Origin of the sequence: Anaplasma marginale str. Florida, from assembly GCF_000215485.1 — a bacterium.
Classification (GTDB): Bacteria; Pseudomonadota; Alphaproteobacteria; order Rickettsiales; family Anaplasmataceae; genus Anaplasma; species Anaplasma marginale.
The window spans coordinates 1-520 of the sequence record NZ_AFMS01000007.1; the positions used below are offsets into that span (position 1 = coordinate 1).

Genomic DNA, 520 nt, shown 5'->3' on the forward strand with positions numbered 1-520 from the left:
GCTGGGGTCAGTACTGAAGGGGCCAAGGATTTTGACTGTTCACAGCATACAGGTACCAGCCCAAAGGTGTAGGTGATGTGGGAGGAAAGAGCTTTGACTGTGCTGCTGGGTAGTGATGGTGCAGAGAGCTGTGGTGGTCGTGCCAAGTTGGGCTGAGTGCCAAGGGCAGGAGGTACGAGATGAGGCGCTAGAGGTCGGGAGATGCTGTGTGGTACCAAGTTAGACTGGGATGCCAGGAGTGTATAGATAGTGGCTTTGTTATGTCTGTGATACCAAGCACTTCAACTGTGTAGGTGGTAATGCCAGGCATTGAGCATTACAGAAGTAGACCCGATAGCTCTAACCTCAATAACCTCAGCACCTTCAACAGCTCTAGCAAAAGCCCCAGCAACTATGGCCTTCTCATCTTTTGTCAGGCTATTAATGTTGCCCGCCATCCCCTGCAAGCTGATGGTGTTACTAGTACCACTGGCAGTGGTGTCCATTGATGAGATTGCATCTGCGCCCTCAGTGAACACCG

The 520-nt window shown here is 51.5% G+C and carries 1 pseudogene; it reads right to left on the minus strand.

The window, feature by feature from the left end:
• Positions 1–305: 305 nt before the first annotated feature.
• A pseudogene (locus tag GAC_RS00295) lies at positions 306–520 on the minus strand (P44/Msp2 family outer membrane protein); the annotation flags it as partial.